This is a genomic window from Shewanella sp. DAU305 (assembly GCF_026802235.1).
GTDB classification, from domain to species: domain Bacteria; phylum Pseudomonadota; class Gammaproteobacteria; order Enterobacterales; family Shewanellaceae; genus Shewanella; species Shewanella baltica.
Window position 1 is genome coordinate 2,732,036 of the sequence record NZ_CP113808.1, and the last position, 22,714, is coordinate 2,754,749.

At 47.2% G+C, this 22,714-nt stretch carries 20 protein-coding genes; 8 read left to right on the forward strand and 12 right to left on the reverse strand.

All coding sequences use genetic code 11. From position 1 onward, the window contains the following. The first annotated feature begins 228 nt into the window (after positions 1–228). Entirely contained in the window at positions 229–1,623 is a 1,395-nt protein-coding gene (locus OX890_RS11620; protein WP_268649232.1) for an MFS transporter, read from the forward strand. Positions 1,624–1,843: 220 nt separating this feature from the next. On the opposite strand, the gene crr is transcribed toward OX890_RS11620, so the two are convergent. The 5 genes from crr to OX890_RS11645 all read right to left on the reverse strand — a co-directional run bounded on the left by crr (position 1,844) and on the right by OX890_RS11645 (position 6,872). Next, on the reverse strand, positions 1,844–2,353 hold the full coding sequence (gene crr / locus OX890_RS11625) for a PTS glucose transporter subunit IIA (RefSeq protein ID WP_006081821.1): 510 nt from the start codon (positions 2,351–2,353) through the stop codon (positions 1,844–1,846). Between the two features lie 71 nt (positions 2,354–2,424). Then, on the reverse strand, positions 2,425–4,128 hold the full coding sequence (ptsP, locus tag OX890_RS11630) for a phosphoenolpyruvate--protein phosphotransferase (RefSeq protein WP_259504055.1): 1,704 nt from the start codon (positions 4,126–4,128) through the stop codon (positions 2,425–2,427). Positions 4,129–4,336: 208 nt separating this feature from the next. Further along, a complete protein-coding gene (locus OX890_RS11635) occupies positions 4,337–4,594 on the reverse strand; it encodes an HPr family phosphocarrier protein (RefSeq protein WP_006081819.1) in 258 nt (85 codons plus the stop codon). 28 nt (positions 4,595–4,622) lie between these two features. Further along, entirely contained in the window at positions 4,623–5,018 is a 396-nt protein-coding gene (locus OX890_RS11640; RefSeq protein WP_012587548.1) for an ACT domain-containing protein, read from the reverse strand. Between the two features lie 216 nt (positions 5,019–5,234). Further along, positions 5,235–6,872, reverse strand: coding sequence for a methyl-accepting chemotaxis protein (locus tag OX890_RS11645; RefSeq protein WP_011846922.1), 1,638 nt, complete (start codon positions 6,870–6,872; stop codon positions 5,235–5,237). A gap of 357 nt (positions 6,873–7,229) precedes the next feature. On the opposite strand from OX890_RS11645, the gene OX890_RS11650 reads away from it, so the two are divergent. Beyond that, complete coding sequence (locus OX890_RS11650) at positions 7,230–7,958, forward strand: DUF3334 family protein (RefSeq protein WP_011846921.1); 729 nt, start codon at positions 7,230–7,232, stop codon at positions 7,956–7,958. 105 nt (positions 7,959–8,063) lie between these two features. Beyond that, the gene (locus OX890_RS11655) at positions 8,064–9,110 is read left to right on the forward strand and encodes a LacI family DNA-binding transcriptional regulator (RefSeq protein ID WP_126491835.1); all 1,047 of its coding nucleotides are present in this window, start codon (positions 8,064–8,066) and stop codon (positions 9,108–9,110) included. A gap of 158 nt (positions 9,111–9,268) precedes the next feature. On the opposite strand, the gene OX890_RS11660 is transcribed toward OX890_RS11655, so the two are convergent. Further along, positions 9,269–9,895, reverse strand: a complete 627-nt coding sequence (locus tag OX890_RS11660; protein WP_126491836.1) for a 3'-5' exonuclease — start codon at positions 9,893–9,895, stop codon at positions 9,269–9,271. Between the two features lie 219 nt (positions 9,896–10,114). Here OX890_RS11660 and OX890_RS11665 point away from each other — a divergent pair, with 219 nt between their 5' ends. Further along, positions 10,115–11,272 carry a ribosomal protein uL16 3-hydroxylase gene (locus tag OX890_RS11665; protein WP_126491837.1) on the forward strand — a complete coding sequence of 386 codons (1,158 nt, stop codon included), beginning with the start codon at positions 10,115–10,117 and terminating at the stop codon, positions 11,270–11,272. 204 nt (positions 11,273–11,476) lie between these two features. On the opposite strand, the gene umuC is transcribed toward OX890_RS11665, so the two are convergent. The 4 genes from umuC to OX890_RS11685 all read right to left on the reverse strand — a co-directional run bounded on the left by umuC (position 11,477) and on the right by OX890_RS11685 (position 17,900). Further along, entirely contained in the window at positions 11,477–12,751 is a 1,275-nt protein-coding gene (gene umuC, locus OX890_RS11670; RefSeq protein WP_268649233.1) for a translesion error-prone DNA polymerase V subunit UmuC, read from the reverse strand. Beyond that, complete coding sequence (gene umuD, locus OX890_RS11675) at positions 12,748–13,167, reverse strand: translesion error-prone DNA polymerase V autoproteolytic subunit (RefSeq protein ID WP_006081811.1); 420 nt, start codon at positions 13,165–13,167, stop codon at positions 12,748–12,750. The genes umuC and umuD overlap by 4 nt, the downstream gene beginning before the upstream one ends. 196 nt (positions 13,168–13,363) lie before the next feature. Continuing rightward, positions 13,364–15,952 (reverse strand): glycoside hydrolase family 15 protein, encoded by a 2,589-nt coding sequence (locus tag OX890_RS11680; RefSeq protein ID WP_126491839.1) that lies wholly within the window; start codon positions 15,950–15,952, stop codon positions 13,364–13,366. A 292-nt stretch (positions 15,953–16,244) separates the two neighbouring features. Continuing rightward, positions 16,245–17,900 (reverse strand): MFS transporter, encoded by a 1,656-nt coding sequence (locus OX890_RS11685; RefSeq protein ID WP_268649234.1) that lies wholly within the window; start codon positions 17,898–17,900, stop codon positions 16,245–16,247. 662 nt (positions 17,901–18,562) lie between these two features. Here OX890_RS11685 and OX890_RS11690 point away from each other — a divergent pair. From OX890_RS11690 to OX890_RS11705, 4 genes are all read left to right on the forward strand, one after another. Next, positions 18,563–18,856, forward strand: a complete 294-nt coding sequence (locus OX890_RS11690) for a YciI family protein (protein WP_012587557.1) — start codon at positions 18,563–18,565, stop codon at positions 18,854–18,856. Between the two features lie 135 nt (positions 18,857–18,991). Then, positions 18,992–19,222 carry a hypothetical protein gene (locus tag OX890_RS11695; RefSeq protein ID WP_268649235.1) on the forward strand — a complete coding sequence of 77 codons (231 nt, stop codon included), beginning with the start codon at positions 18,992–18,994 and terminating at the stop codon, positions 19,220–19,222. Continuing rightward, complete coding sequence (locus OX890_RS11700; RefSeq protein WP_268649236.1) at positions 19,177–19,857, forward strand: alpha/beta fold hydrolase; 681 nt, start codon at positions 19,177–19,179, stop codon at positions 19,855–19,857. The genes OX890_RS11695 and OX890_RS11700 overlap by 46 nt, the downstream gene beginning before the upstream one ends. 324 nt (positions 19,858–20,181) lie before the next feature. Continuing rightward, positions 20,182–21,189, forward strand: a complete 1,008-nt coding sequence (locus tag OX890_RS11705) for a class I SAM-dependent rRNA methyltransferase (RefSeq protein ID WP_268649237.1) — start codon at positions 20,182–20,184, stop codon at positions 21,187–21,189. Positions 21,190–21,273: 84 nt separating this feature from the next. Here the strand turns inward: OX890_RS11705 and OX890_RS11710 are convergent, their stop codons facing one another. Next, positions 21,274–21,723 (reverse strand): carboxymuconolactone decarboxylase family protein, encoded by a 450-nt coding sequence (locus tag OX890_RS11710; protein WP_268649238.1) that lies wholly within the window; start codon positions 21,721–21,723, stop codon positions 21,274–21,276. A 37-nt stretch (positions 21,724–21,760) separates the two neighbouring features. After that, the gene (locus OX890_RS11715) at positions 21,761–22,675 is read right to left on the reverse strand and encodes an AraC family transcriptional regulator (protein WP_268649239.1); all 915 of its coding nucleotides are present in this window, start codon (positions 22,673–22,675) and stop codon (positions 21,761–21,763) included. Positions 22,676–22,714 lie beyond the last annotated feature (39 nt).

Sequence of the window (22,714 nt, forward strand, 5' to 3'; positions counted from 1 at the left end):
TATTTTTTAGTTTTTGTGATCAACAAGTGTTTATGGTCCCATTTTAGGTTGTAATTTTTGTTAAATTGCTACCGCTGCAGTTGCTGTATTACTGGATGAATTATCTCTTGGTTACTCCATATCTCCCTTTACACTTGTTTAACTTAAGCTGTCTGTTATATATTGTTTTCTCATTAAAATCAGCTTGATATCTGGCGTTGACTCTAGCGCGATTTTTAAAGGATTAAAATGCACAGCGATGTTTCTTGGCAGCGATTTAAGCAATTTCCGCGCTTGATGTGGATATTTTTGTTTGGGTCTTTTATCACCCGTGGCAGTTATTACATGGTATGGCCATTTTTGGCCGTTATTTTATATGAGAAATTCGCGCTAAGTGCCACTGAGGTCGGCATGGTCTTGTCCAGCGCCGCGATTATTTCGGTATTTACGAGCTTTGTTGGTAGCTCATTGTCCGACAGAATAGGTCGTCATAAGTTGATGTACCTGACGGGCATCCTCTATATCATCTCGTTTTCGTTATTGGCTGAAGCCAATTCTGTCGAAGGGTATGTGGTTGTGATGACCCTTTGCTCTATGGCGACTTCATTATGGCGACCACTGACATCGGCGGCTATTGGTGACATCATTGCCGATCCTAAGACGCGCGAATTGGCGATGCAGTCGCTGTATTTCATCGTCAACGTGGGCTGCGCCGTTGGCCCTATGCTTGGGGTATGGCTTGGTCTTACGGGCAAGCAGTCCAGTTTCTACCTTACTGCAGTGGCCTTTGCCGTGTTGTTAGCCTTATTATATTGGGGATTTAACCATCAAACCCGTCAGGATGTTGTTTTGGCGGCTGGCGCCTCATCGAATGATAATTTAAGTGACGCTACGAGTGGCACTGAAAGTGATGGTGCAAGTGGCTGTGTAAATGACTGTGTAAATGACATGACAAGTGATGGTGTTAATCGTGGCGTGAATGGCTTATCGAGTGATACTGAGACGAGCACGAAAAAAGCGGCTGTCGTGAGCCGTAAGCAAATTGTCGCCATTCTATTGCAAGATAAACTGCTGCAATGTTTAATTTTCGCCAATATTTTATGTATGTTCATTTATGCCCAAATGGACAGTTCGTTGATCCAATATCTCACTCGCGCTGGCGCGCCTGATTTACTGACGTTAATCTCTGGCATGATTTTCACTAATGCTATGGTGATTATCTCAACCCAATTTTTGCTATTGAAACTCATGGCCCGTTTTCCGCTTGTCAAACGGATTCAAATCGGATTGCTGTTACTTATCTGCTCACAGATCTGGCTGGCATTTAATCCGCTGGATCTTTTTTGGGGCTGGATAGGCGCAATTGTGGTGATGAGCGTCGCCGAGACGATTTTGTTTCCCACTATGAATGTGCATATCGACCGCCTAGCTCCTGACCATCTTCGGGGTGCTTACTTTGGCGCCGCCTCATTCTATGACTTAGGCTTTGCGCTCGCGCCCCTTGGCGGCGGTATTATATTGGATCATTTTGGCGGTCAGTGGCTGTTTTTGACCGGTGCCGCACTCTCGGTATTAGTGATTTATCTGTACAGTATTTTGGATAGACTACCGCGACCCGATTTTTCCATGTTTAAAGCGGATTAGTGTACGAGAACTCTATCTCAGCTCGTTGCTGCTAACGTGATGGCTTAGCGTGAAAACGACTGAAATGGATTGTTCTAAATGCTGTGTATCGAGACTGCTACAGCTTGGCGAATTCAAATACCGTGTTAGGCTCGGTTTTCAAAAACGTAAAAGGCTGGCTCATAATTATGAGCCAGCCTTTTATTATTCAAAACACAACCGATAAACGATGCATGTTAAATTAGAGCTGTACTGTAAAGATCACGTCTTTACCTGCGGTGACACTGCCTTGGGCCTTGTCTAGGTATTTGACGTCTTCCATGTTTGCCAGCACGACAGGGGTGAGTAGGCTGTCGACTTGGTCTTTAAGATAATCAATATCGAAGGATAAAATCGGATCGCCGACTTTCACTTCTTGGCCTTCTTGGGCTAAACGTTTAAAACCTTTGCCCCTCAGCTCGACTGTGCCGACGCCAAAGTGTACAAATAATTCTAAACCTTGGGGAGACTCAATGCTGAAGGCATGATTTGTCTCAAAAATTTTTCCGATGGTGCCGTCGATAGGCGCAAGAATTAATTCGCCTTTGGGGGCGATAGCAATGCCATCACCGACAATCTTCTCAGCAAAAACCACATCGGGGACTTTTTCAATAGCGACGATATCGCCGGAAACGGGGGCATATACCATGATACCGCCAGCTAACTGAGTCTGACCCGATACCAAGCGCCTTATTCGGCTTAAAAATCCCATAATCTAGAGCCTCTTTTGCTTGTTTTTGTCATTGTTTTTGTTCTGTAATACAGCATAACGAATAAATGTCTCTATTTATAGCTTGTTATACACTGCTGTAGACCTGCAATTCTATCTTGTTGTAATGCAGTGTGCGCCAGCGCCGAAAATTGTTGGATGTTGCCTTGGCAAATGGCAGCTTTGACTTCTAACAGTGAGCTTAAGTTAACACTGAGTTCGTCCAGCCCCATGCCGATTAACAGCGGTGCAATTTGTGGTGAACTGGCCAGTTCACCGCACAGCGACACTTTCACATTGGCCGCTTTTGCTTGGACTATTGTCATGTTAATTAACGCTAAAATGGCAGGCGAAAGGCTCGGATAGTCGCGGGTAAGCTGCGGGTTGGTCCTATCGGCTGCCATTGCATATTGGGTTAAATCATTGGTGCCAATGCTGACAAAGTCGAGTCGTGGCAGCATAGCATTGAGGTTAAATACCGCTGCGGGGGTTTCGACAACGATACCGTAGCTGAGTTCACCGTAGCCTTTTTCTTCTTCTTCCAGGGCATCTTGGCACTGGGCAATCAGTGCAAACACTTCATCCAATTCTTCTACTTGATTGACCATAGGGAACATCAAGCGGATTGGGCCGTGGTTTGCGGCGCGCAAAATAGCCCTCAATTGGGTTTTAAATAAGTCGGGGTGTGCCAAGGTATAGCGAATACCGCGTAGCCCTAAGGCGGGATTATCTTCTATTTCTTGGCACAGGCAAGGCAGTTCTTTGTCGGCACCGATATCTAAGGTGCGGATGGTAAAGGTTTTACCGCCCAGAGCGTGCAATGCATCGCAATATAAGCTGTATTGGGCTTTCTCATCGGGCAGGGTGCTGACGTTCATCAGCATAAATTCAGTGCGAAACAAACCTATACCATCGGCGCCAACATCGCTGACATGGGTGATGTCGTTGAGATTACCCACGTTAGCCATAAGCCCCACGATATGGCCATCTTGGGTTTGCGCGGGGCCATCTTTGTAGGTTTGCAGCGCCGCCCGTCTTGCCTGTTCGTGGTGAAAGGTGACGGTAAGTCTTGCCTGTTGATCTGGATTGGGATTAACGCAAAGCTCACCATTGAGCGCATCGAGTACTAAGGGCGTGCCGTTGGGGATCGAATCGGCATCAAACTGACAACTTAAGATGGCTGGAATGCCGGCAGCTCGGGCTAAAATCGCCGTATGACTGGTTAAACCGCCAGTTTTGAGCACAATACCGCAGAGGTTTTCCCTCGGCAGTAAGGCAAATTCGGCGGGGGTTAAATCTTGTGCCAACAAGATGGTGGGTCTGTCGAGTTTTTCGAGCCCTTGGTTTAAATGGCCATTGATCGCGGCGACAACGCGTTGGCCTAAACAGCGTACATCTTGGGCTCGATTAGCTAAATAGGGATCATCTAGGGATTGCAGCTCGTTGGCTTGATGGGCAAATATGCGTTCAACCGCCACACTTGCCGACAATTGTAAGGTACGAATCGCATCGTTCACTTGCTCGATTAATTCATCATCTTCCAATAACAATAGGTCGGCTTCGATCAGCTGATAATTTTCTGAATCGCTATCGAGTGCAGCTTGGCTGTGGGCCAGTTGTGCCTGTAGCTCTTGCAAGGCTTTGGCAAACTTGCCCTGTTGTTGGGGAATTTTCGACAGTGGAATAGGGCGATAATCGAGGTGGTGTTCGGTGTGAATAAGGTGAAGTGCCTGACCAAAGGCAATTCCCGATGACACTATAATCCCCGTTATTGACATATCCCTTCCTAAATTAACCACTGAACTGAGTGCCCGTTAGCGCTAGCGAGTCTAGTTTAGTGGCGTTGAGTTTGTAAAGCGTTGGCGTGTAAAGTATTGGCACGTACAGAACCTGTTTCGACTTATCCCTCGTCGGTAAGTTCTATATGCAGCCTTAGATATTAGTGCGCTAATCAGTACATTAATAAGTGGGACAACGGCCTACTGCTTAGCTTAGCGTGATCAGCAGCTCTGAGACTTTCTCAACCGCGGCTTGTGCCTGTTCACCTTCGGCAAACACTCTTACCGTGACGCCAGAATATAGCCCTAAAGTTTGTAGCTTAAACAGACTCTTAGCGCTGGCTTGCTTACCATTACATTCGACCATGACATCGCAGTCAAAGGTTTTGGCTTCTTTAACCAGTAAAGCTGCAGGGCGGGTGTGAATGCCATGTTTGGCGGTAATGGTGACAGATTTTTCGTACATAGTGGATGAGCTCATATTTAAAGGGGTATTACACTTCGTCTTTCGATTCTATGATGTGGTAGCCCTGTTTTTTCAAGGCGGTGATGGCACTTTTGAGGCGATTATTTTTCACGAGGATGTAATCGGTATCAAAGGTGGAAATCGCAAAAATACTGATTTGTTCGTCCGCTAAGGTGCCAGACACTTTCGATAAAATGCCTGTCATCGAAAATCCGAGTGGGCCGAGCACTTCAAAACAACACCAGCCCGGTTCTTGCTCTAGGCTGTCGAGTTCCATCTCACTGGAAATGACTAAAGATAAACCTTCTTGGGTTTTACCAATGAAATACATATCCTGTGCAAAAACCTCACTGGGCAATACGGCATTCGGGCTAAAGCTATGAATAGTGTACTGTTCAGGGTGAACGGCTAAGGTCATTCGCATGGCAGTGTCTCGGTTGGATTTTTAAGGCTAAAGCATACCGCATATCAAACGTTAGCGTGACAGAGAATTTGTGGTTAATGGGACTTTTTCGTTGAAATTCATTGTTGGTGAGCTAGCGGTTAACCAGGGTTACTGGAAAACGTGTGCAACGAAAAGGGCGCCCTATGGCGCCCCTGTCGACAAGTCATACACCTTTACACAGCCCAGACACTTTAGTTAGATTTTAAACTGACCCAAGGTGCGGGACATGTCTTGGCTAATGTCTTGCAGTGACTGAGCCGCATGACTGTTGCTCTCGTTGGCTTTGACTGAGACTTCGGTTAATTCCGAAATATTACAAATATTTCGATTAATCTCTTCCGTCACCAGTGATTGCTCTTCAGTGGCGCTGGCTAATTGGGTGTTCATGTCACTGATATGGGCAATCAATTGTAGAATCGCCGCCATGGCTTTACCCGCTTCGTGGGCTTGGGCTTGCAGCTCATCGGATTGCAGCTGAGTTTGATTGTTGCTCTTCATTACTGAGCCGACACCAGATTGGATCTCGCTAATGATTTTTTGGATCTCATTGGTCGAGTCTTGGGTGCGAGTGGCGAGGGCGCGGACTTCATCGGCAACCACGGCAAAACCGCGGCCATGGGTCCCCGCTCGCGCAGCTTCAATGGCGGCATTAAGGGCGAGCAAGTTGGTCTGCTCAGCAATGCTGCGGATCACATCGAGAATGCTACCAATTTGCTGTGAGGCAACGCCCAGTTTTTGGGTAATCACTTCAGAGGCTTTTAATTCTGCTACCAGCTTTTCAGTATTGCTGACTGTGTTGTCAATCACCACTTGGCTTTGCTGCGCTTGTTCTTTTACGCTGTTCGCCGCATCGGCCGCTTGCTGGGTGTTGCTCGCCATTTCGTGGGTGGTCGAGAGCATTTGATTGACTGCGGTGGCAACACTACCTGTTTCTCTGTGGATATGCTCAGCACTTTGATTGGACTCTTCAACTGCAATTAAGAGTTGTTTGGCGTCAGTGTCTAATGCTTGGCCTAAAGGCTGTAAATGGCCGACCATGTCGCCAATTTTTTGTGCAAACATGTTAAAGGCGCGGGCAAGATGGGCAATTTCATCTTTACCTTGGGCATTAATGCGCTGACTTAAATCGCCTTCGCCTTGGGCAATATCTTCAAGGGCATCAATGGCATCATTCAATGGCGAGGTAATGGAATGATTAAGCACAAGGAAGAAAGCAAAAATCGGCACTGAAATTAAAAACATGATAATCAGGTAATCGATAATGACTGACTTTAAACTCGCTTTCACATCACTGAGATAAGCACCTGTCATCACTGTCCAGCCCCATTGCGGGTAGTAACGGGCTTCGGCGAGCTTATCTTCGATAGCGCGAGTCATAGGATCGGCTATGGGGTATTCGAGGGTGGTTTTCGATTTAGCCCGCGCTAATGGCAGCATAGTGGCCAATGGATTAGTGCCATTGGGTAATTTAAACGTTAATGCTGAGGTGCCAACAAGACTTGCATTGTCACCGTGGGCGAGGATTTGATTATTATCATCAATAACAATGAAATAGCCTGAGCCAGAATAGCGAGTCTGATTGATTAACTCAGCGGCAGCTTTCTTGGCGTCTTCTTCGCTGTATTTACCTTTGAGCGCATCCTGACGATGTACATCTATCACGCTTAACATGCTGGCGAGTTGACCGTCTATCTGTAGCCATTTCTGCTCAATTAAATTGCTGTACTGCTCCTTAATCGAAAAACTGGCAAAACACACAGTCCCTATCGCGGCCATAAGAAGCATCATCATTAAGCGTTGCAAGATAGTAAATCGGCGCAAAAACGTGATCATTGGGGGGTCTCAAAGGCTAATAATTGTTGCTTAATATACCTGCGAATCAATCTCAATTGAATCGTCTGTGACATAAATTCAGCAAAAGCCGTTATAAAATATGAGTTTCTTTGATCTAAAGCAGGGAATCATGATAGGGAATTTTAATCTGTTGCATTATGGGGCATGTTCTTATTAAGTTATTCCGTTTTTTAAGTTCTTGCGCCTTGAAGGTTTTATCTGACCTATTAAATATCAATAAGTTAGCATTATGTTAACTTTACGGCCTTGCTAAATTAGGCTAATCAATTGTTTTAATTTTGATTTTTTACACTTTTACGCGCAAGATTAATGCATTATTCAGTTTGAGAATCGATTATGACCACAAATACTATCGTAACGTCGGATGATATTTTACTGAAGTTATGTCACTCAGTCGCCCACGTACTCTCTAGCACCAGTGCCAGTAATGTTACCCACGCGGGTATGGTTCAAAGTATCGCGCGCACGCGTCTAAAACCCGATCTTGGTTGTTTCTCGATTTTTGATGGTGGTTTTTCGGGCCTAGTCGTCATTAACTTTTCATCTTCGGCGGCGATTGAAATCTACCGTCGCTACATGCTGAACATGGGCATGCCTGAATCTGAGTTGGCATTTTCGCATACGTCAGATGAAGTGAGTAACGTGATGGGTGAGTTGATGAACCAAATCTTAGGGGATTTTATTAATAAAATTTCAAAAGAATTGCAAACGTCAATCAGCCAAAGTCAGCCAAAAATGTTGACGATTAATAAAGAGTTAACTATTTCAATCGATGCTAACTTAGATGATGCGGTCGCCCGTAGAGTGTCGTTTAGAACTGAAAATAATCATATTTTCTACCTCGAATTTGCCATGGATAAAACTGAGTTCATTCGTTTAGATGAATTTGTTTACGATGAAGAATTCGACCCCGACAGCCTGTTAGAGCAGCACAGCACGATAGGCAGTAATAAGGACTCAACGTCGAATGTTTCGCCTTGGGTGAAGATGGCCGACAAACCCGCCATTGCGACTCGCGCCATTGATAATGACGCCGATGATTTGCTCGATCAGCTTGGCATTTAAGCAGAAAAACCAAGTGTAAGACGGATGTTAACGCATTCGTCTATACAAGTTAGCGGAACTGTTTTAGTATCGACGCAAAATAATCACTAAGGTTACCTCCTCTCTATGGCATCGAAAGCGACCTCGATTGATATTGCTTATCGTGCTGGCGTATCCCAGTCTACGGTTTCCCGTGCCCTTAGAAACAGTCCGTTAGTCAATTTAGAGACCCGTCAACGTATTCAAGCCATTGCTAAAGAGCTGAATTACAAGGTTGATAAAAATGCCAGTAATCTTCGCACCCAAAATAGCCATACCTTAGCGCTGTTATTGTGTGAAGACCCCACCAATGATGACTCGTTAATCAATCCCTTTTTCCTGTCTATGCTAGGTTCCATTACCCGAGCAACGGCGCAGCAGGGTTATGATTTACTCGTTTCTTTTCAACAATTATCCAGCGATTGGCACGCCGATTATGAAGACAGCAATAAAGCCGATGGCATTATTCTGCTCGGTTATGGCGACTATATGGATTACGAGCAAAAGCTGGAGCGACTGTTAGCGCAGAATACCCATTTTGTGATTTGGGGCGCCGAGCATAACAATAAGTCTGTGTTGTCGATTGGTTGTGATAATCATCAAGGCGGCTTGATTGCGACAGAGCATTTGATTTCCCTTGGCCGCAACGCTTTTGCCTTTTTAGGTGATGCTTCGAGCCATAGCCCTGAGTTTAGGGACAGATATTTAGGCCATGTGAAGGCGCTGCAAACGGCGAGTATCCCGGTTGATCGCACTAAGCAAGTGTCGGCCATCAGCACAGAAAGTTCCGGCTACGATGCCGCTATGGTGTTGATTGCCCAAGGCGCTAAGTTTGATGCGATATTTGCGGCTAGCGATTTGATTGCCATCGGCGCGATTCGGGCGCTGAAAGAAAAGGGCATTTCAGTCCCTGAGCAAGTCGCTGTCGTGGGATATGACGATATTCCGGTGGCGAGTTTTGCCAATCCGCCATTAACGACCATTAAGCAGAACACCCAATTAGCCGGTGAGATCTTAGTCGACAGTGTACTCAAACTTATCCGCGGACAAGAGGTGAGTGCGCAGCTTATTCCTACAACCTTAGTGGTTCGCAGCTCCTGCGGCATTGATAGCGCGCCGCTTAAGCCGCTATAGATGGCTATTATCGCTAGGCGTTCGTAGCTCTAGCATACTGCTATTTGTTGGCAACCGATTGAATAGTTAAATCGTACCTATTGAAACAAAAAGCTGATAATCCTTGGATTTATCGGCTTTTTGCTTTTTGATACCTCTTAGCTGCGTTGCTTTTTGGATCACTTGACGGCGTATTGGCGTAAAAACTTCGGCACCTCTGCTTTGGTTTTCTTCGCTAATTTTTGCAGTAACTCAAAGGTCGGTGAGCAGAGTCCAAACTCTTGTTGAAGGTCTGCCAGCATAGCTAGCCACAAATGGCCGGTCATTTCGGCATCGGCTAAGGCGCGGTGAAAAGTGCCATCGGTTGGCAACTGTTTATAGCGCACTAAAGTCCCTAACTGATGGTTGGGTGCCGTTTGATACAAACGTCTCGCCACCAGCAAGGAACAGCCAAATTGCCCAAGATAACGATGGCGAATTTGGGCAAACTCCGCATCTAAAAAGCGCTGATCGAACGCCGCATTGTGGGCAACTAAATTGTGATCGGCGATAAAGTCGGCAAAACGCGCCATCACTTCATTGCAGGGCGCCGCGTCCCTGAGCATTTGATTGCTGATCCCTGTGTAGTCCTCAATAAAGCGACTTATTCTAAATCCTGGGTTCATTAACTCAGAAAATCTTTGGGTGATCACACCGTTTTCAATCAGCACTGCCCCGATTTCAATCGCGCGGTCCCCTTGATTGGGCGATAGCCCCGTGGTTTCAAAGTCGAGCACGACCAAAGTGTTAGCAGCTGATGTAGGCATAGATCTTACATGGACTCAATAAATGATGTGTCAGCATTGCCGTCTTTGACAGTGCAACGCTTTTAGATAAGCCGATTGTAATTCAATACGTTAGTAAATTCACTATCACATTGACGCTGATAAAAGACTTAATGCTTTGTTGATCCGGTCGAGCTTTCTTGGTTTCGCTTCCTGTTAGCATTTACCTCTATGAATAACAGTTTGGTTTGTGAGCGACCCATGCAACTCGATATTAATGGCTTAACACCCGCGCAATTTTTAGCAGAATATTGGCAGAAAAAACCTTTGGTGATCCGCCAAGGATTCAAACACTTTCAAGATTTAATCTCGCCCGAAGAGTTAGCTGGGTTAGCCATGGATGAGCTGGTGGAATCTCGGCGAGTGTACCAACAGGCAGGGCAATGGCAGGCAGAATTTGGCCCTTTTGATTCCTACGATCATCTCGGTGAACGGGATTGGACTTTGATCGTGCAAGCCTTGAACAACTGGGTGCCCGATGCAGAAGCCCTGATCCAATGTTTTGATTTTATTCCGCGCTGGCGTTTAGATGATGTGATGGTGAGTTTTGCCACTCCTGGCGGTGGCGTGGGGCCGCATATCGATCTGTATGATGTGTTTATTTGCCAAGGTTCGGGACGTCGCCGCTGGCGCGTAGGCGATCTGGGGCCGCACAAAGAGTTTGCCGCCCATCCCGCTTTGCTGCACACAGAAGCCTTTGACCCGATTATCGATACTGAGTTGTTGCCTGGCGACATCCTTTATATTCCCCCCGGATTCCCCCATGACGGCATAACCTTAGAACAGTCGTTAAGTTTTTCAGTGGGTTATCGGACCGCCTCCGCCAAAGATATGATAAGCGCTTTGGCTGATCATTTGTCTGAGCAGGATTTAGGCGCACAGCAGATTTCAGATCCAGACCGCGAGCTGACCACCCGCAGTGGTTGTGTCGATAATGGCGATTTAGCGCGGTTACGCACCCAACTGACTAATATGTTGACCGATGAACTGGTGAGCGAGTTTTCGGGCCGCTATTTAACTCAGTCAAAATGCGCCTTAGATTTACCCGATGAGCCATTGGACATCACGCAAGACGAAGTGCTCGCTTGGCTCGATGAGCAGCCGCTTATTCGCCTCGGCGGACTGCGCTGTTTGTATTTTGATATCAATGTGGCACAGGGCGTTGTCTATATTAATGGTGATAAGTATCAGCTTTCTGCCGAATTGGCTGCAGTGATCCCACTACTATGTGATAGCAATCAGTTAGATAAATCCTCCTTAGCCCCTTGGTTAGCCCATGCTGATTTGCTCACGCAACTTACCGAGTGGGTGAATCTAGGCTACTGGTACTTTGAAGATCTCAGCGATGAAGAGTGTTAAGGCGGAATGAGCCAAAGCTTGATGGGTGTTAATGCCGCTTTAGCGTTAACACCCAACGGGGCTTAGCGCTATATATTTTTTAGATCTAGATGGGTTTTAGTGCTATATGGATTTTAGAGTTAGTTTAGAGTTAGTTTAGAGTTAGTTTAGAGTTAGGTGGGGTCTGTAATTCGCAGGCGGTCATTTAGCCACTGGATTTGTTGATTATTTCACTATGGGTAATTGTGCCCATTGGGTGGTGTAACGAGGGGAAAGCTGCTCACGCTTCATTCCCCAAGTGGGGTCAATACCTTGTCCTGCAAACCAAATTTTTCCATGACCGCTGTGGTTAACTTTATCGAGTAATTGCATTAACTCCTTGCTTTTAGGTCTAGGCGTGACGTCATCGAATAATCCGAGCTGAAACACGCCTGCACCAAAAAAATCCCCTAACATGACACCGGCCTTTGCATAGGCATGACCTTCACGCCAAATGCGTTGCAGTAGGCTTTGGCCAAGGGTGACAAAATCACGCGTGTCATTGCTGGGGCGAACTAAACTGCCCGATAGCGATTTGCTGTACTGGGGAGTTACATCGCTAAAAGGGCTAGTACGGACAAATACCGACATTGCTTTAGCGTACTGGCGCTCGGAGCGCAGTTTTTCACAGGCCCTAAAAGTGTACTCATTGATCGCCTGTTGCATCGCTTCTAAATTATCAATACGACTGCCAAAGGATCGGGAGCTGATAATTTGTTGCTTAGTGGCGGCGGCCTCTTGTATGTCATCACAGGCATTGCCGTTAAGTTCGCGTACAGTGCGCTCAACGGTGACCGAAAAGGTGTCGCGGATAAGCTTGGGATGCGCATCCGCCAATTGCAACGCGGTATTTATGCCCATGATGTTCAAGCGTTTTGTAAGCCTACGGCCTATTCCCCAGACTTCGTCGACAGGGATAAGTGCCATCAGTCGTCGTTGGCGTTCACGGTCGCGCAAGTCAACCACGCCCCGCGTCGCGGGATAGCGTTTCGCGGCATGGTTTGCCAGTTTAGCGAGGGTTTTTGTCGGTCCAATGCCGACGCAAACACTGATCCCAATCCACTGTGGTATTCGTTGATAAATATCAAGTGCAAGCTGATGAATATCAATGCATTTATCGAGACGAGAAAGATCTAAAAACGCTTCATCAATACTATACACTTCTACTTTCGGTACCATTTGCTCTAAGGTGGTCATGACTCTATTTGATATGTCGGCATAGAGTGCATAGTTGGAGGAGAATACCGCAACGTGATGCTGGCGGAGTTGGTTTGCGATTTGATATACAGGCACCGCCATCTTGATGCCAAGTTGTTTTGCCTCTGCCGAGCGGGCGACGACGCAGCCATCGTTATTGGATAACACTACAATCGGCCTGCCAGCTAAATCTGGCCTAAACATCCGCTCACAGGAGGCATAAAAATTATTGCAATCGACGAGGGCGAATAGTGAGGGCGTCATTTGAGTTTTTTCACCACGTTGGTCACCACCCCAAAGATGTTTAACTCAGACTCATCATTGATGGCAATCGGGGAGAATAAGGCATTACGTGGCAGCAATTGCACCACAGGGCGCAGTTGCAATTGCTTTACAGTAAACTCGCCGTTGACTGCTGCGACAACGGTATCTCCGTGGGCCGGCTGTAATGAGCGATCCACCACCAAAATATCACCGGAGAAAATCCCCGCTTCGATCATCGAATCCCCTTGGACCTTGACAAAAAACGTGGCGGCGGGGTGCTTGATGCATAACTCATTGAGATCTAATGTTTGTTCTACATAGTCTTGGGCAGGTGACGGAAATCCTGCGGCAATCAAGGAGCTAAATAGCGAGAGCCGATATTGGGTATGTTTGGCGAAGCGGCCTAGGATCATCATAATAAATCACAATATACTGTACGTATGAACAGTATAGTCTAACAATGAAACTTATCGAAAGAATTTATGTGGGGACAGTAGGAGCTAAATCAAGCATTATAAAACCCCTATAAAAAAGCTAGAACAACTTATGAGAGGTTGTTCTAGCCAGCGATATACCGAATTTGTAGTTCGACTAATATGTTATTTCAATACACTATTTCAATGCCGCTGGGACGATAGGGTAGTTATCCCAGACTTGGCCGTCGGTCATCGAGCGCACCAGTTTGATGTATTCGGCATGGGTCCAGGCTAGCGGCGTGGCTGAGTTGGTGCCTTGTCCGAGTTGGTAATGGTAGCGGGTGGCATCGCCGACACCGTCCCACGCTTGCTCGGGTAACATCATGCCCGCATTCGCAAACGTTTCCATGCCCTGCACATAGGTGTTGATCAACTGCTGCTTGGTTTGCTGCGCGTTATTGCCTGTTAGCTCGCCTTTCGCTTGGGCGAGTGCTAATTCAAAATGACCGCGCTCGCCAGTGAAGAAGGGCCAGACGCGGCCACGTTGATCGGCGCTGTTGCTGCCCGATTCCGCGTAGTTCTTGCCAGAAACCGTATCCTCGCCGTAACCGTCGTTACCATAACGTCTAAAGCCTGGGATTTTGCTGCCATCTTTGGCGCTAAACTCGTATTTAAGGCGTAGGTTGTGCTCAAGCTCAGTATTATCAATCAGTTGAAGACTTTGATTGATCAGCTTGTCGGTTGCACCGCGCACGCCATAACGCACCAGTTCTAAAAATCCGCCATCGAGGATCTGACGTTGATCTAAACCTTGCTTACCGTTATTTGCCGCCAGTGTATCGCCAGTATTTGGCTCGCCATTCGGGCTTAAACGTAAATAGTAAGGCGTGCTGACTCCGGTGCTGTTCTTCAATAATCCTTGGGTGGTGACTAAGTGTTTTTCTAAGCTATCACTTAAACCTTTGGCGGCGGCAAGATAACGGCTGCTGGAGTCGGGATCCTTGGCTTCTTTGGCTATTTCACTCGCGGCTACAAGACCTGCGATCACGGCAGCCGTTGTCGAGGGGGAGTAACCCGCTTGTTCTTCCCAACGTTCTTGCTGGGTTTTGGGCGGGGTGATTTGGGTGTGATTCCAATCCAGATTAACCTCACCGCCGCTGATCAAAAAGTCCGCTGCACCTTTGAGCATCTCTTGATACCAGTGACTGATCTCATCAGGGGTGAGCACGCCCGCTTGCCAGAGTTTCCAGCCGAGCATGATAGGCATGGCGGTTTGATCGAGCTGCACGCCAACCCATTCAATTTGCCCATCCACATGGGTCTTTTGCAGGAACCAACCCGGTGTACCCGTAAAGCCGGGCGTCTTTTCGGTCACTTGCACTTTTTTCAGGTATTCGAAGGCCACCTTGGGCGTTTGCGTGTCACCCATGGCGAGGAATGCCATGGCACATTGGTAAAAGTCCCGCGGCCATACCGCTTTATAGCCCGTGCTCGGCACGGCTGCCGAAACCGTATCGCCCCAAGGATTGGATAGCGAGGCGATCAGTGCGCCCGCATAGGTTTTATCTTCCTGCGCTTTCAAGACCATAGCACTGGTATACAGCAGCTTGCCGTTATCGGTAGTGTTGTTGGCCATGTTAGCGATGGCGGGCAGTGAGCTTAAGTAATCATGCCAGCCGATATGGGTGGCATCGCCTTTGTAGGCGCTGAGCACTGCATCATAACCTGCGGCCAAGGTGGCATCGGCATTGGCTAAACTCTGGGTTTCATCTTTACCAAAACCGATGGCGAGATTAAAGGTGACGGGTTTGGCTTTGATGAGCGTTGGGTAGCTAGCGGTAAAGGCGATATTGCCGACGGTAGATTTATCTTGCGCACTGGTCGTTTGATAGTGCGTATCGAGTCTGCCGTTATCGGCCAAATCGGCTAGGCCATCGGAGACACCGACAAAGCCAGTGGTTACCTGCACAAAATTCAGATCGGATTTTACCGTCATCACGCTGCTGTCTTTGGCTGCGGTATAGGCCACTAGCGCCTGATTGCCAGTATGAGTGCTGGCATGATTGTCAGTATGATTATTAGCATGAGTGTCGATGCGGCCGATATCATTGGCGCCCGCGTTATCGATATGCGGATTGACATACAAATGCGGCGTAATGCCGTCTTCAAAGGCGGTAAAGGTGACGCGCATCATTAGGGTGTCGCGGTCGGGATCGGTAAAGATATGCTTTTCAATCTGATACTTACCTTCAACATCTTTATTGATAATTTTATAGGCAAGGGATTGCGGGCGACCGTTAGCATCGGTATCTAAATATTCTATGCTGCTGATGGTGTTATCTTTTTCGGTATCGACAAAGCCATTACCCGTGACCACAAATTGCAGTTCTTTGAGCTGCGCATTATGGATCAGACCATACATGGTTTCGGTTAAAATACCTTGGGCGAGGGAGAACCAAACGCGGCTAATGGGATTTTGCTTGGCATCTTGGTATTGACCTTGGGTGTAAGGCTCGTAAGACGTTCCAATACCGGTTTTACCCGAAAATGCCCAAGTCGGCGCTTTACCCGGTGCGCCGGGCGCAACCTGCTGCACATTTGATGCGGCATTGCCACTCATGCTCGGTGTTGCTGAATTCGATGTGGGTGAACAGGCTGTGAATCCTATTGTCCCTAATAGACTTGCGGCGACGGCAAGCGCTAGGCGGCTGCGCCTTGTTAACGTTTGTGCGTGACGGGTTTGGCTAGTGTGCAGATCCTGCTGCGGCGTAGGACTCGATTCCATCTCGTTCTCCCCAAATAATGGTTATATTTTTATAGTGATTGAATTGATATAAAAGCTTCATGCTGCGGTGAATCGCCAACAGGCCAAGTTCACCTTGCGTAACGTATCTGGATGTATGCCGACTAACTGCCTCTTATCTAACGACCTAGCATCTAACTGACTGTTATCTAATGGCTTGGCATCTAAAAAAAGTCTCACTTAATTGTTCACCGCTTAACTGTTCAGCACTTAAATGGGCGCAGCTTAATTGAGTGCCACCTCATTGAGCGTCACTGCTCTCAGTGAACTGTTATCAGTTAACTTTGTTTGCGGCTTTTGTGGTTAAGTTGGTTTTGCTATTTACGGCGGCGCTTTGGTCATTTTGAGCCACAATCTCTTGCTCAACAAAAAGTACCGCAATACCTGCGCACATCATCAAGATGCCACCTGTGATCAGCGCATAAATAGGTTGACCATCGAATAGACCATTGAGCACTAAACCCAGCACACTGGCGGCAAGAAGCTGCGGGATCACAATGAAGAAGTTAAAGATCCCCATGTAAACGCCCATTTTTTGCGGGGGTAACATGCCCGATAACATAGCGTAGGGCACAGATAAAATGGACGCCCACGCGATACCGACACCTATCATAGGCAGCCATAACAGGCTTGGATCTTTAATAAAGAAGAAGCTAATCAAGCCTATACCGCCACAGAACATATTGACTGTGTGCGTCAGTTTTATGCCGATACGCTTAGCCAGCATAGGTATAAAAATCGCGGCAATGGCGGCAAAACCATTGTAAGAGGCGAACAGCACGCCGACCCAATCTGCGCCGTCGTTGTAGGCTTGGGACAACACATCGCTGCTGCCAAAATGGTAAGACGTCACGGCAGCTGTGGTGTAAATCCACATGGCAAACAGCGCAAACCAAGAGAAAAATTGCACAATCGCCAGTTGATGCATGGCTTTGGGCATATGGAATAAGTCATCGACTACGCTAAATACCATGCCGAGCTTATTGCGTTCAGCGGGGTGTGAATTGCCCAAACGCAGCGCGCAATACAGTTGCAATGGGCCAAAGGCGAAAATCCCTAAGCTTAAGATATACAGTTGCTTATCTAAATCCTGCGCCCAAATAGCGAAGGTGAGCAGGGCACCGAGACCCATCCACACGAAGGACGCAAATTGGTAGTCCTTGCGGGTACGAGTGCGAGCTAAGGTTTCATCCTCAGCATCGATTTGTTTTGCGTTAAAGGCGGCTAATTCTTCGGGGGAATATTCTCTTGTCGATACGACAGTCCAAGTGACCGCGAGCAATAACACTGCGCCACCGAAATAGAAGGCATAACGCACGGAGTCGGCAATTTCACCCGCTGGTGCAGTATTCGCGACAGCAAAAAAGTGAGTCAAAATATAGGGTAAGGCCGAAGCGACCACAGCGCCAATACCGATGAAAAAGCTTTGCATGGCATAGCCTTGGGTACGCTGGCTTTTCGGTAAATTGTCACCAACGAAAGCGCGAAACGGCTCCATGGCGATGTTGATCGAGGCATCCATGATCCATAACATGCCCGCGGCAATCCACAGGGTAGGCGAGTGCGGCATGATAAAAATAGCAAGAGTGGTAAAAATCGCGCCAATCAAAAAATAAGGGCGGCGACGGCCAAGGCGTCCCCAGGTTTTATCACTCAAATAACCAATAATAGGTTGAACCAATAAACCCGTCAGCGGCGCGGCAATCCACAGAATGGGGATTTCATCGATAGATGCACCTAAGGTTTGGAAAATGCGGCTGACGTTAGCATTTTGCAGGGCAAAACCAAATTGAATGCCTAAAAAACCGAAGCACATATTAAAAATTTGCCAGAAATTCAGCTCAGGTTGTTGCTTGAATGAATGCTGCGTCTGAGGCGTGACAGCTTGATGGCTATCTTTTTGATTAGCCTGTTGATGATTCGAAGACATTGAACTTCCTTTCTGTTGCCGGCAGTATTTCTGCCTTGAGTGCTTATTGTTTTAATTGTTTGCCGAGCAATGGATTGGCACTGTACTTTGCTTTTATGTGGATCGCTATTCATCACTGCTAAGAGGCTTGTGTTAAAGGCTTCCTGTAAAAGCCAGCAAGTCCCCGAAACAACTGATAGTTAGATTCAAAGCTTGTTCGCTATGGTTTCGCGCATGCTATGAATGAGTCTGCTCTGTGAAAAAATGGCGAATATACCTCTCCCTCAGAAGTATATTCGCCAATAAATTCATTTCTAAATTGGACCTCAGCCTTAGTTAAAAGCGGTCAGTCCAAAAGAGTGGCTCAAAGCCAGTCAGCAGAAAGAACTTAAGCCTGATAGCAATCCTTGTATATAACCCTATCAGAAACGACCTCACAGATTTCAAACCCCACAAGCAGAGGGTGAAACTAGCGGATTTATAGTAGCCTCGGCGTGGATTTGTGCACAACTGCTTACATACGTATTCATCATGGGTTGATAACTTCTGGTAAACAGGGGTGCAACCTGCTGTTGGCTATGTTTAACTTTGCAGGAAGCTAAGTTCATTTGACACTTTAGGACCGCACTATATAGTCAGCTGGGGGAACCCTATGCCCCAAACTTGTGAATAAGAGGATACCTATGTTTGTTGTTTCGCTCACCTATAAAAAGCCTATTGCCGAAGTGGAGTTACATTTAGCCGCGCACATTGCCTACCTTGAGCAGTATTATGCCGCAGGGACTTTTGTCGCCTCGGGTCGCAAAGTGCCACGTACCGGCGGTGTCATCCTTGCTAAGGCTGAGAGTCGCGCGGCGCTAGAGGCCATTTTGCAGCAAGATCCGTTCTGCATTGCCGATGTTGCCGAGTTTGAGGTAATAGAGTTTGTGCCGACTAAAACCGCGCCCGGATTAGAGCAGTTAATTGAAGTGATTTAATAACCTTTTAGGCCGTCGTGGAGGCTAATATCGGCAGGTTAGATTTCGTAGCTTGAGCGTAAGGTGCCTAGCGATTTAGATTGGTACGATTGAATCCGTTGAACTATAACAGTGGGACTCGATAAGTGGGATTTGATGGATCAAATTTGGACTGAATTACAACAGGCTCAGGTTTTTAAAACCTTTTCAGATATTGGCGACCCCGCCCATTTCTACCACGCCAATGGTTTTCCATTAGGCGTTTATGCGCCCTTATTGGTCAAGTTGAAGCGAGCGTTCAGTCTTAATGCACTTGAAGACCGACTTGGCCTGATGCAGGTATGCCGCCTAAGCGCCGAGATTGGCAGCTTTATGCCGGTGATTTGATCTTGCATATTGAGCGGCATTGCAGTGCGCCGATTATCGGAATTGGCCATTCAATGGGAGCATCCAGCACCATTCTTGCCGCCAATAAAAGACCTGATTTGTTTAAAGCACTGATACTAATTGAACCTGCAATGGTATCGCGCCCGATCGCTTGGTTTGTTAAGTTAATGTCTAAATCGTTAATGAATCTGACCGCGCCCGCAAAAAACACCTTAAAGAAGCGCGATGTGTGGGAAACCCGGGAGCAATATATCGAATATTGCAAAATGAGTAAGCTATACAAACGCTTTGATGATGAGGCTTTTATCGCCTTAGCCCAATTCGGGATTCATCAAAACAATGATGGCCAATTCACCCTGAAGTTTCCTAAACGATGGGAAGCGCATAATTACACTCAACCGCCGAATGTATTATCGATATTGAAGCAGATAAAGCTTCCCTGCGTCGCTATCCGGGGGAAACCGTCAGTGTTCTTTTCTGAAGCGACCTGGCTGCACTGGCAACAGCTCACGCCGGATACAGTATTTTTAGAAGATAAGCGATATGGGCATCTGCTGCCATTAGAAGATCCATCTGCCTGCTTAAGCCTTATTCATCAAGGGCTCAGTGAACTGAATCGCAAAAGGGTGAAGTGAGTGAATTTGAGATGGACTAAGAATGAAAGGGCACTCAGAAAACGGCTTAATTTATGAGCGCACTGACGCTAGCTAAACGCAAGCACTACAGTTCCAGCTAATGATTATCCAAATGATCAGCATGAGCGGTATCTAACGCTATATTCAACAGTGATATCGAGAGATCTATGCTAAGTTCGTCGCGCCCTCGTTGGAACGGGCCAAAGCCTGCAATTTAGCGCTCTTTTGGTGAATTTATCCGATATTCTGCGACCTAGTTTGCTATTATGCCGTTTTCCTTCTTGAAACCTTACGCAGGTTTCCGCTGCGCGAGTCCCGCTTTTTATGTCTATTCAAACGCTGTTATCGACGGCTCTGGCGAAACGCCATGATTTTTTACAACAAGCAGAACAGGATCAAACCGATTGTTTTCGGGTGTTCCATGGCACAGTCGAAGGCGTGAGTGGCTTGAATATCGACCGTTACGGCGATGCTTGGCTCGTGCAGAGTTTTCATCAGACCTTAACCGACGAAGAGTTAGCCGATGTTAGCGCTATTTTACTGCAACAGACCGATTTGCCGATTGTGTATAACGACCGCTCATTAGGCAATTCCCGCGTATTGAATGCGTTATCACCCGCACTGACAGAGATCGCGAGTTCTGAGCGAGTCATGCAGGAAAATGGCATCAAGTTCAGCACTAAACTGCGCCATGAAGGACAAGATCCGCTGTTATTCCTCGATATGCGCATTGGTCGTGAATATGTACGGGCAAACAGCCAAGATAAAACCGTGCTGAATTTGTTTTCTTACACCTGCGGCATTGGTACAGCGGCAGCCATCGGCGGCGCGACTCGGGTGATGAACGTCGATTTTTCTTCCTTTGCTTTAGCGACGGGCAAAGCGAATGCGGCGTTAAATCAGGTGTCCAATGTGTGTGAGTTTGTGCAGAGTGATGCGTTTCCGGCATTGCGCCAATTGGCTGGTTTAAGTGTGGGAGGGCGCCGTAATCAAAAATTACCGAGCTACCCAAAATTGCCGCAAACCCAGTTTGATCTCGTGTTCCTCGATCCACCGCGTTATGCCAAAAGTGCTTTCGGTATTGTCGATTTGATCAATGATTATCAAGGGTTGTTCAAGCCCGCATTAATGGCGACTAAAGTCGGCGGCACTATCGTTTGCTGCAACAATGTGGCGAAAGTTGAGCGCCAAGCTTGGTTTGACAGTTTAGTACGCTGCGTTGAAAAACAAGGCCGCACAGTCACAGCGCACACTTGGCTTGATCCCCATGAAGATTTCCCTTCGTTCGATGACAATCATCCACTTAAAATAGTGGCGCTGACCTTAAGTTAACGGCATAGCGATACGAACGGCATAGTGATACCAACAAACAGGGCACTGCATTAGGTGCCCTTTTTATTGTCTATTTATTTGCTGCTATATGGGTTGCAAGTGGAAGGCGATCGCGATGCGGTTCCAGCCATTAATGGCAATGATTAAGCTGGTGAGGTCGACAATTTCTTTCTCGGAATAATGTTCGGTAAGCGCCGCATACTGACTGTCATGCACGGGTGCAGTAGCAACTTGGGTTAAGATTTCTGTCCAGAGCAGCGCTGCACGTTCCCGTTCATTAAAAAGTCCATCGACCTCCTGCCAAGCGGCAAGTAAATCTAAACGCAGCTGTTCTTCACCGTCATTTCTGGCTTCCTCGGCGTGCCTTCGCTGACAAAACGCGCAGCCATTGAGTTGCGATGCTCTGAGCTTGACTAAATGCACCAGTAATGGCGCAAAGTGGGAGTCGCCGGCTGCTTTGTCTAAGCTTAACAGTGCGTTGGCGAGTGCGGGTTGTAGCTGATAAATTTGCTGGCGTGGTATACGTTCTGACATAAAAGCCTCCTATAAGCTGAGGCTTCAATCTAAGCGGTTAGCGCGACGTAGGATTGGAGATTTGCGACATTTTACGCTTTTTGTATTGTCCTGGCGTTTGCTGTGTCACCCGCACAAAGTGTTGATGTAGATGGGCTTGATCGTAAAATCCGCAATCGAATGCAACTTGCACTAGGCTGAGGTTAGGTGATTGGCTGAGTAGATTGCGGGCGACTTTGACTCTGTTTAACTGTAGTAACTGCGCTGGCGACAATCCGGTTACTTGTTTAAATCTTCGTTCAAACTGACGACGACTTAAGGGCAATTGGCTATAGAAATCCTCTAAACTGGCTTGGGTTTGAATAAGCTTTGGTAAACTCGCCTGCACTAAGCCAATCATAGCGCTTTTATGTCGAGATAAGGCCGCATCAAATTGCCGCTGGTTGAGTTGCAATAGCCAATGCTCAAGTAATGCGATGCGTCGGGCTGGTTGATTCGTTTGCGCCAGTTGCGATAACAGTTGATCCAATCCTGTTAGCTGCAATTGCGTCGCATCAATAGCCATCACTGATGTGGCAGACTGAATATCTTGCAGTTCAAATCCGAGTAAATGAAACGCGCCGCCGGGGTGAAAGCGAACTGTCAGCAGCTCGATTCCTGGCAAAAAGGCGTGGGAATGTCGGCTCTGACCACAATGAAACAACACTTGAGGTTCTTCGCCGCTGAGCGTTTGAGTTAGTGTTTGTGTTGGGAAATAGAAATGTAGGCTAGTGCCGCCGTCCGGATAAAATGTCTGCTCAATGTTCTGCGGTAAATCAGTCGCTACGCGCAAATGAAAGTAGCGCTGCACCCATGGGCGAAGTGGCGCTAAGGGTTGAAAATGCGTAAAGCCTAAGTGCGCGAGTTCGGTCTCGAAACGCTTAAAGCTGCGCATTTCTAATAAGTCTGCCGTGTACCGCAAGATAAGCACCATGACGCAAGGAAAGGAAGGTCAGATTAATCTAACTGAGGC

What these genes read in the sequence shown, in the direction of transcription:
- OX890_RS11620 (WP_268649232.1), top strand. Translation starts at nt 229, where the DNA reads ATGCACAGCGATGTTTCTTGGCAGCGATTTAAGCAATTTCCGCGCTTG.
- crr (WP_006081821.1), bottom strand. Translation starts at nt 2,353, where the DNA reads ATGGGATTTTTAAGCCGAATAAGGCGCTTGGTATCGGGTCAGACTCAG.
- ptsP (WP_259504055.1), bottom strand. Translation starts at nt 4,128, where the DNA reads ATGTCAATAACGGGGATTATAGTGTCATCGGGAATTGCCTTTGGTCAG.
- OX890_RS11635 (WP_006081819.1), bottom strand. Translation starts at nt 4,594, where the DNA reads ATGTACGAAAAATCTGTCACCATTACCGCCAAACATGGCATTCACACC.
- OX890_RS11640 (WP_012587548.1), bottom strand. Translation starts at nt 5,018, where the DNA reads ATGCGAATGACCTTAGCCGTTCACCCTGAACAGTACACTATTCATAGC.
- OX890_RS11645 (WP_011846922.1), bottom strand. Translation starts at nt 6,872, where the DNA reads ATGATCACGTTTTTGCGCCGATTTACTATCTTGCAACGCTTAATGATG.
- OX890_RS11650 (WP_011846921.1), top strand. Translation starts at nt 7,230, where the DNA reads ATGACCACAAATACTATCGTAACGTCGGATGATATTTTACTGAAGTTA.
- OX890_RS11655 (WP_126491835.1), top strand. Translation starts at nt 8,064, where the DNA reads ATGGCATCGAAAGCGACCTCGATTGATATTGCTTATCGTGCTGGCGTA.
- OX890_RS11660 (WP_126491836.1), bottom strand. Translation starts at nt 9,895, where the DNA reads ATGCCTACATCAGCTGCTAACACTTTGGTCGTGCTCGACTTTGAAACC.
- OX890_RS11665 (WP_126491837.1), top strand. Translation starts at nt 10,115, where the DNA reads ATGCAACTCGATATTAATGGCTTAACACCCGCGCAATTTTTAGCAGAA.
- umuC (WP_268649233.1), bottom strand. Translation starts at nt 12,751, where the DNA reads ATGACGCCCTCACTATTCGCCCTCGTCGATTGCAATAATTTTTATGCC.
- umuD (WP_006081811.1), bottom strand. Translation starts at nt 13,167, where the DNA reads ATGATGATCCTAGGCCGCTTCGCCAAACATACCCAATATCGGCTCTCG.
- OX890_RS11680 (WP_126491839.1), bottom strand. Translation starts at nt 15,952, where the DNA reads ATGGAATCGAGTCCTACGCCGCAGCAGGATCTGCACACTAGCCAAACC.
- OX890_RS11685 (WP_268649234.1), bottom strand. Translation starts at nt 17,900, where the DNA reads ATGTCTTCGAATCATCAACAGGCTAATCAAAAAGATAGCCATCAAGCT.
- OX890_RS11690 (WP_012587557.1), top strand. Translation starts at nt 18,563, where the DNA reads ATGTTTGTTGTTTCGCTCACCTATAAAAAGCCTATTGCCGAAGTGGAG.
- OX890_RS11695 (WP_268649235.1), top strand. Translation starts at nt 18,992, where the DNA reads ATGGATCAAATTTGGACTGAATTACAACAGGCTCAGGTTTTTAAAACC.
- OX890_RS11700 (WP_268649236.1), top strand. Translation starts at nt 19,177, where the DNA reads ATGCCGCCTAAGCGCCGAGATTGGCAGCTTTATGCCGGTGATTTGATC.
- OX890_RS11705 (WP_268649237.1), top strand. Translation starts at nt 20,182, where the DNA reads ATGTCTATTCAAACGCTGTTATCGACGGCTCTGGCGAAACGCCATGAT.
- OX890_RS11710 (WP_268649238.1), bottom strand. Translation starts at nt 21,723, where the DNA reads ATGTCAGAACGTATACCACGCCAGCAAATTTATCAGCTACAACCCGCA.
- OX890_RS11715 (WP_268649239.1), bottom strand. Translation starts at nt 22,675, where the DNA reads ATGGTGCTTATCTTGCGGTACACGGCAGACTTATTAGAAATGCGCAGC.